The following is a 385-nucleotide window of genomic DNA, read 5'->3' on the forward strand; positions in this document are numbered from 1 at the left end:
AGGTATTGGTTTTCTCACTGCCACTGCCTTGGTAATGGCCTTTATGCGAGGCGAGTTCACGAGCAGTGATTCGTACATTGCATTCCTGGGAATGGATCTACGAGTGATTGATTCTGGGCAGAAGAATGGACGTCGTCGCCTGACCAAGCGAGGCTGCTCAGAAATTCGTCGCCTGCTGCATAACGCGGCGATGTCAGCCAGTCGGACGGCCGCTTGGAAAGGGGTCTACGAACAACATCGCAATGCGGGTAAAGCAACAACCCAGGCGTTGGTAATCCTGGCCAGAAAGCTTGCACGAGTGGCATTCGCCCTGATGAAGAATCAGGACGAATATGTCACCAAAGGTGGGAAAGCGGCTTGCTGAAAACCATAGAATCTCCCACAG

The 385-nt window shown here is 52.7% G+C and carries 1 protein-coding gene; it reads left to right on the plus strand.

From position 1 onward, the window contains the following. Window positions 1–364, plus strand: a 364-nt coding sequence (locus ABI582_RS28705; protein ID WP_442120996.1) for a transposase, incomplete at its 5' end; no start/stop codon positions are given. Window positions 365–385 lie beyond the last annotated feature (21 nt).

Origin of the sequence: Pseudomonas sp. SAS7, assembly GCF_052112345.1 — a bacterium.
Classification (GTDB): Bacteria; Pseudomonadota; Gammaproteobacteria; order Pseudomonadales; family Pseudomonadaceae; genus Aquipseudomonas; species Aquipseudomonas putida_Q.